The 6,372-nt window shown below is 34.6% G+C and carries 6 protein-coding genes; all 6 read right to left on the bottom strand.

The window, feature by feature from the left end:
* Nucleotides 1-395 precede the first annotated feature (395 nt).
* On the bottom strand, nt 396-977 hold the full coding sequence (locus CLV62_RS16045; RefSeq protein ID WP_110311791.1) for a LemA family protein: 582 nt from the start codon (nt 975-977) through the stop codon (nt 396-398).
* 113 nt (nt 978-1,090) lie between these two features.
* Nucleotides 1,091-1,621: a hypothetical protein gene (locus tag CLV62_RS16040; RefSeq protein ID WP_110311790.1), complete on the bottom strand. Its 531-nt coding sequence runs from the start codon at nt 1,619-1,621 to the stop codon at nt 1,091-1,093.
* Nucleotide 1,622: 1 nt separating this feature from the next.
* Nucleotides 1,623-2,141, bottom strand: a complete 519-nt coding sequence (locus CLV62_RS16035; RefSeq protein ID WP_110311789.1) for a hypothetical protein — start codon at nt 2,139-2,141, stop codon at nt 1,623-1,625.
* Nucleotides 2,142-2,284: 143 nt separating this feature from the next.
* Entirely contained in the window at nt 2,285-3,685 is a 1,401-nt protein-coding gene (gene dnaA, locus CLV62_RS16030) for a chromosomal replication initiator protein DnaA (RefSeq protein WP_110311788.1), read from the bottom strand.
* Between the two features lie 300 nt (nt 3,686-3,985).
* Nucleotides 3,986-4,879: an MlaD family protein gene (locus tag CLV62_RS16025; RefSeq protein WP_110311787.1), complete on the bottom strand. Its 894-nt coding sequence runs from the start codon at nt 4,877-4,879 to the stop codon at nt 3,986-3,988.
* Nucleotides 4,880-4,922: 43 nt separating this feature from the next.
* Nucleotides 4,923-6,266 (bottom strand): N-acetylmuramoyl-L-alanine amidase family protein, encoded by a 1,344-nt coding sequence (locus CLV62_RS16020; protein WP_110311786.1) that lies wholly within the window; start codon nt 6,264-6,266, stop codon nt 4,923-4,925.
* Nucleotides 6,267-6,372: the final 106 nt, after the last annotated feature.

Below are 6,372 nucleotides of genomic sequence, written 5' to 3'. Positions count from 1 at the left end.
TTTTGTCTGAGACCTTGGTTTGCATATCTTGAAAAACTCCCCAGTTTTTCTTTCTAAGATACGAAAAATCAAGGTCTTTTCAAAATATTAAAAAACTTATATTCAAATAATTATATCAATTTAGTGCCTCTTTTTGTCATGTACTATGGACAAAAGTAACAAAAGTAACACTTTCTTTACTAGTTTTATTTTCCCTTGTTTACTGTTTTCCTATTTCTGATTTTATCAGATACGTGGGTCAGCCCCTACAGCGCCCTGTTGACTGATAATTGTTGACTGCTAACCTGCTAACTGATAGATAAAGTTACTACTGATTCGCTACTTTATAAACAAATAAGTTCGATATAAGTTATATATATCGAACCCATTCAGCACAATTTATTATATTATAAGAACTAAAACTGAACCTTAGGTGCTGTTTGACTGCCGGCATCCGCCTCGAAATATCCTTTCTTGGAAAAGCCGAACCAACCCGACCATATGGTTTGCGGAAACTTACGGATATATTGGTTGTAGTCTTTGACCACCTCATTATATTTATTACGCTCTACAGCAATACGATTTTCTGTTCCGGCTAGTTCATCCTGTAGTGCAAGGAAATTCTGATTCGCTTTCAGATCCGGATATTGCTCTTGTACCATCAATAACTTTCCGAGAGCAGCACTTAGCTGTCCTTGAGCTTCTTGGTATTTCTTTATATTCTCTTCTGACAAATCATCCGCACTAACTGTAATTTGGGTTGCTTTTGCTCTGGCATTTACAACTTCTGTGAGGGTTTGCTCCTCATGGGTTGCATAGCCTTTAACGGTAGCTACCAGATTAGGAATAAGATCGGCACGACGTTGGTAAGCATTTTGAACCTGTCCCCATTGCGAAGAGGTGGCTTCTTCTTTCTCCACCATCGAATTATACGAGCAACTGGATAAAAATACACTGGCTAAAATTGCTACGAGGAAAGTAAACCTTATCATTTTCATAGAATTTTTTTTTAATTTTGAGTATATATAATTGTTCAATCAACGCCTGTTTATGAAATTTAACCCCGAAAGGCAAAGTAGCTTTTTTGTCTTTTTATGCAAAAAAAACTCTCTTAAAGTAAACCATCCTTCTTTAATGCTTTTATTATATATCCGGATGTACTTTTAGCATATGATAAAGACCCCTTTTTGATTCCCGATCGGACTTTAGCTTTCCACACTTCTTTATTGATGCTGTTATCCTTTAAAGTTACGACTAGACTAAAAGAGAGATAGTTTATGAAATTCTCCAAACTTTCCTGACGGATAGAAAGAATTAAATTATTTTCATTTTCTGTATACTCTTTCTCAGGTTCGGTACCTATAGAAGGGTGTATGACTTTTATATCAACATTCACATTGAATGAGTTAAATTCTTTCTCCAGCTCTTCTTTTAAGCATGCAATCCATTTTGAATTATTCGTATTTTCTACACCTACATTGTAAGTCAGATCAAAAGTGTATATGTATACAGAAAGGTTATCTTCTATCCTGTTATTATAATTATCCAATTTATTTCTGGGAATCAAAGACGCACAAGATGAAAATAAGATTATTACAGGTAAGATAAAATATATTATTTTAGATTTTATATTGTGAGCCATCTTATATTATCCCGTCATTTTTTAACTGTTTGAATAGCTCTTGAGCAGCCTTTTTAGTCTGATATTTACCTTTTATTCCAACACTCATAATAATACCTCCATCCCATATTTTTTTTCCATTCTGTGCACTGCTGATATTTAAATCCCAGGTCATCGTAAGAATATTACCGCCCTGTTTCATTTCATAAATATCTGTATCAGCTATATTTAATCGAAGGATATATAAAGGTTTAAAACTGTCAGCCTCCTGCTTTATCTTATCATTGCTATTCAAGTCCATATCATCGATGTATGATATAATACTTTCGATATTCTCGGCTTCTAACTGTTTTTGTATATACTGTCCGAACTTTTCACTATATCCCTTATTTTGATCAAGTTTTATCAGAATATGTACTTTCTTTATTTTTTCACTTGCATACGGAGTTCCAACAATCCTATTGTCACCTATAGTTGTACGACAACTGTAAGTGAGAAAAAAGAATAATCCGCACAGAAGCAAAAGCATTAGTTTTTTCATAGAGCATCGATTTTATTATTTTCCACAAAAATAATATAACCTTAGATACTAAACAATAAAAGAGAGAAGTTGTTTATATGAATCAGATTTATTTTCGGGTCTGATATTCAGTAATAAAAAAACCGAGACTAGCTCGGTTATAATTATTTCTTTAGGACTTTTTCAATTTCTTCGAGATCATCTCTAAACGATTTATCGACCTGAAGTTGATCCTTCACTGTTCTGCAAGCATGTAATACAGTAGCATGATTTTTCTTTCCGATGACAGACCCAATCTGAGCCAGTGATAATTCAGTATATATTTTCGAAAGATACATAGCTACTTGACGAGCCTGTACTATTTCTCTTTTTCTTGATGCAGTTTGTAATAGTTCTGTTTTGATATTGAAGTGTTTGCATACCACCTCCGAAATACTGTCAATTGTAACTTTCTTCTTTTCTATCTTACGGATTGCCTGACCGATAACACGCTTGGCAAGTATCAAATCCACTTCCTTATTATAGATAACCGAATAAGCCATCAATGAAACAATAACACCCTCCAAATCACGAACATTTTCAGTTACATTATCTGCTATAAATTCGATAACATCAGCAGGGATTGCTAATCCGTCATGGAGAATTTTATCGTGTAAGATTTTGGATCTTAAGTCAAAGTCAGGATTCTCTAATCTGGTTGTAAGTCCCCATCTGAAACGAGTCAATAAACGTTCTTCTACACCTTGTAGTTCCGAAGGTGCTTTGTCAGAAGTCAGAATCAACTGTTTGTTGTTTTGATGTAAGTGATTGAAAATATGAAAGAATGTATTCTGTGTTTTTTCCAAGCCTACCAATTCCTGAATATCATCTATTATAAGAACATCAATACCTTGATAGAAATTTATAAAATCATTAACGGTATTAAAACGGGTTGCATCCGTGTACTGTACTTTAAATAAATGAGCCGAAACATACAATACCTTCTTTTCGGGGAACATATCCAAAATACGTGTTCCTATGGCATGACAGAGGTGAGTTTTACCTACTCCTGATGTTCCATGTACGAATAAAGGATTAAATGCAGTCTTACCCGGATTATTTGCAATAGTTTCTCCTGCAGTTCTGGCTAATTTATTGCTTACACCCTCGAAGAAGTTGTCAAACGTATATTTCGCATTTAGCTGTGAATCGAAATCTACTGATACAGTCTTTTGAAATGGATTAGGTATTTTATTCGCTTGTTTAGGTGTAATTCTTTCTACACTTAACGATTTTGTATCACCTCTGTAATCAACATGCGTATTTGTTGTGTTCTCAACAAGTATACGATAATTAAGTATAGCTTCAGCACTAACTTCGCGATGTAAAGTCATTCTAAGTAGGTCTACGAATTTGTCCTCCAAATATTCATAGAAAAATTGACTTGGAACCTGTATTGTGAACACATTGTTTTCGAACGAATGTGGTACAATAGGAGAGAACCAAGTTTGATACGTTATCTCAGAAACATTATCCTTGATAACATTCAAACATTTATTCCATAAAAAATTGACATTCTTATTCATCGGAGATTTGCAATACTACTTTTTGATTTCTATACTATATTAACTCTGCCCTATTAGGGTAATACAAAATTTGCAAATAAATTCAGTTTAAACAAGTGCAAATAAATTTGGTTTTTCGAATCGTCTATATGTTGTTGTAAATGAGTGAATTGAATGGGTTTGGTTTTGCCGTTCTATAAGCTTTTATCTTTCAGTCGATTACAATATATTAACAAAAACAAGACTCGGTTAAATCCGCATTAAAGGATTGTAAACAATTTATTACATTTTGTTTTTATTTAGACTTATTCTAAATAAGATTCAAAAAACTTTTATATTTATATATCTTGATGGATTCTCTTTTACATCCTTTAATAACAAGGATGCGTTGCTTATTGTTATATTCAAACTATCGTAAAGAGCTCTGTCATTCAGTAAAAGTCCTAAAGAGCTGTCTTTACTGTTAAGCTTAGAACTTAAGCCTTGAACATTCCTAAGTGTTGAATCTATTGAACTATAAGACGAAGCGATGTCAATTGATTTCAATTGGCTGGTCATTCCGGCAAGATCGTTCGAAACTGTAGTCATATTATTGGCCATTGTTGGAATATTCTTGTTTAAATTAAGCATCATCAGATTCAACTGTTTTGAAGATGTAGCTAAGTCTGTAGTAATAACCTCTACATTCTCTAATGATTTCACTAGAGCCGGATTGTTTACCAGAAGCTGTAATCCTATCAAGATTGAATCGATTTTTGGTACTAATGCTCCGATCTGAGGCATGACATCTCCTCCGAGAGACTCCATCATACCGGCTATTCTAACACCGGGGATACGATCGTCTATAGTATAGTATTCTTCTGTATATGGATTCTGTTCTAAAATCACAGTAGCTGTTCCCATAAGAGAAACATCCAGTTTCACTTTGCTGCCTTTGTTTAATCTAACACCTTTATCCAAATTTAGAATGACAGCAACTTTGTTCGCAGTATCATTCTCTAATTTCATCGAGTAAACCAATCCCACCTGAAAGCCATTCATTACCACAGGCGAAGACAAGGTCAGTCCTGTAACATTATCGAAGACTACAGTGTATGAGTTAGATGGTTTGAAAATATTAATACCTTTCAGGAAGTTTATGCCAAAATATAATATAAATAAAGCAATAACAAATGCGATCCCAATTTTAACTTCTTTCGAAAATTTCTTTTTCATATACAATCTTATTCAATTAAACCCTGTTTAAACTTTTAAACACTTATTTGATACGTACATTGTTTTTAAATCTAACGATAAATGCATCCTTAAATTTTGCACGAGCTTCTTTTTGTAATCTGAAAGCCTCTGCTTCCGTTGCAGCCGAACCGTAGGTGTATTTATACGTTGAGCCGTCCATATAAAAACTCACAGGAGATAAGCCTTTAAATTGAGGTGAATTAGTAGCAAGCTTCGAACCGCCGGTTAAGAACTGTATTCTATACTCTATCGCTTCAGAAGGAACAACAGTCGTCGTATTATTGTTCACCTTTGGAGTCGTTTTATTCTCTTTTACCGGTGTAGTCGTATTTGACGATGTTGATTCCGTTTTTCTAGGCTGTTCTTGTTTTGTCGGAGTTCTTTTGGTAGTATTGCCAGAGGTTAATTGACTAACATCTGTATTCTTTGATATATACTTAGGTCTATTATTTGACTTTGTTTGATTCGCAGTATTTGTATCCTGTGAAGATCTGCTATCGGAGATTTCACTTCTATCTTCTACTATTATATTATCAGACTTTACAGGTTCTGTTCTTCTTGAAGACTGAGTAGTTCCTGCATATGATTTACCCTGCTTCTTGTCGAACTCTTTTTTATACTTTTCTAAACCTGAGAATATAGCACTTGCCATATTTCTCTGTCCTGTCGAAGAGGTCAGATATTTAGCTTCAGCCGGATTGTTTATAAACCCCAATTCGATTAGAACACTAGGCATACCCGATTCACGTAAAACAAGAAAGCCGGCTTGCAATACTCCACGATCGACTCTTCTTGCTACTCCCGAAAAGCCGCTCTGTACGTTGCTCGCGAATTGCAAACTTTGTTCCATGTACTTGTCGGTCATAAACTCGAAGATGATATTTGATTCCGGAGAATTAGGATCAAATCCTTCGTATCGTTTGTTATAATTGTCTTCTAATAAAATAACCGAGTTTTCTCTTTTAGCAACCGCGAGATTTTCTTCACTCTTTGCAAGTCCGAGAATATAAGTATCAGCACCCGATGCTGTGGTTACTTTAGCTGCAGTAGAGTTTGTGTGTATCGAGATGAAAAGATTGGCTTTTGCTTTGTTGGCAATATCAGCACGCTTATATAAATCGACAAAAACGTCAGTTTTACGAGTATAAACCACCTTGACATCTCTCATGTTCGATTCAATGAGCTTGCCCAGTGCCAGAGCAACGCCTAGGTTTATATCTTTTTCTTTATAGGTGCCTCTTACAGCCCCACCGTCTTTACCTCCGTGTCCCGCATCAATTACAACTACAAATTTATCATCTGCAGCGTAGGCTGTTGTATATGCCACCAAAAAAAAGATGGTGAAAATAAATAGTATCTTTTTCATAAAGCAAAACTAAGAATCAGGTATTTTAATGTAAGTATAATAGAAGGATGACTGATATTTACTCAGTTATATCATCTTCTTGGTTACCGCATCAGAGCAGTAACAT

The sequence above is a fragment of the Indolivaga alginatilytica genome, assembly GCF_003201355.1.
In the GTDB taxonomy this organism is placed as follows: domain Bacteria; phylum Bacteroidota; class Bacteroidia; order Bacteroidales; family Dysgonomonadaceae; genus Dysgonomonas_A; species Dysgonomonas_A alginatilytica.
This window is presented reverse-complemented; position numbering and strand designations above follow the sequence as displayed.

Bases quoted from the DNA above. Each gene is read 5' to 3' on its own strand.
- CLV62_RS16020 (WP_110311786.1), bottom strand. From the start codon at position 6,266: ATGAAAAAGATACTATTTATTTTCACCATCTTTTTTTTGGTGGCATAT.
- CLV62_RS16045 (WP_110311791.1), bottom strand. From the start codon at position 977: ATGAAAATGATAAGGTTTACTTTCCTCGTAGCAATTTTAGCCAGTGTA.
- CLV62_RS16035 (WP_110311789.1), bottom strand. From the start codon at position 2,141: ATGAAAAAACTAATGCTTTTGCTTCTGTGCGGATTATTCTTTTTTCTC.
- dnaA (WP_110311788.1), bottom strand. From the start codon at position 3,685: ATGAATAAGAATGTCAATTTTTTATGGAATAAATGTTTGAATGTTATC.
- CLV62_RS16040 (WP_110311790.1), bottom strand. From the start codon at position 1,621: ATGGCTCACAATATAAAATCTAAAATAATATATTTTATCTTACCTGTA.
- CLV62_RS16025 (WP_110311787.1), bottom strand. From the start codon at position 4,879: ATGAAAAAGAAATTTTCGAAAGAAGTTAAAATTGGGATCGCATTTGTT.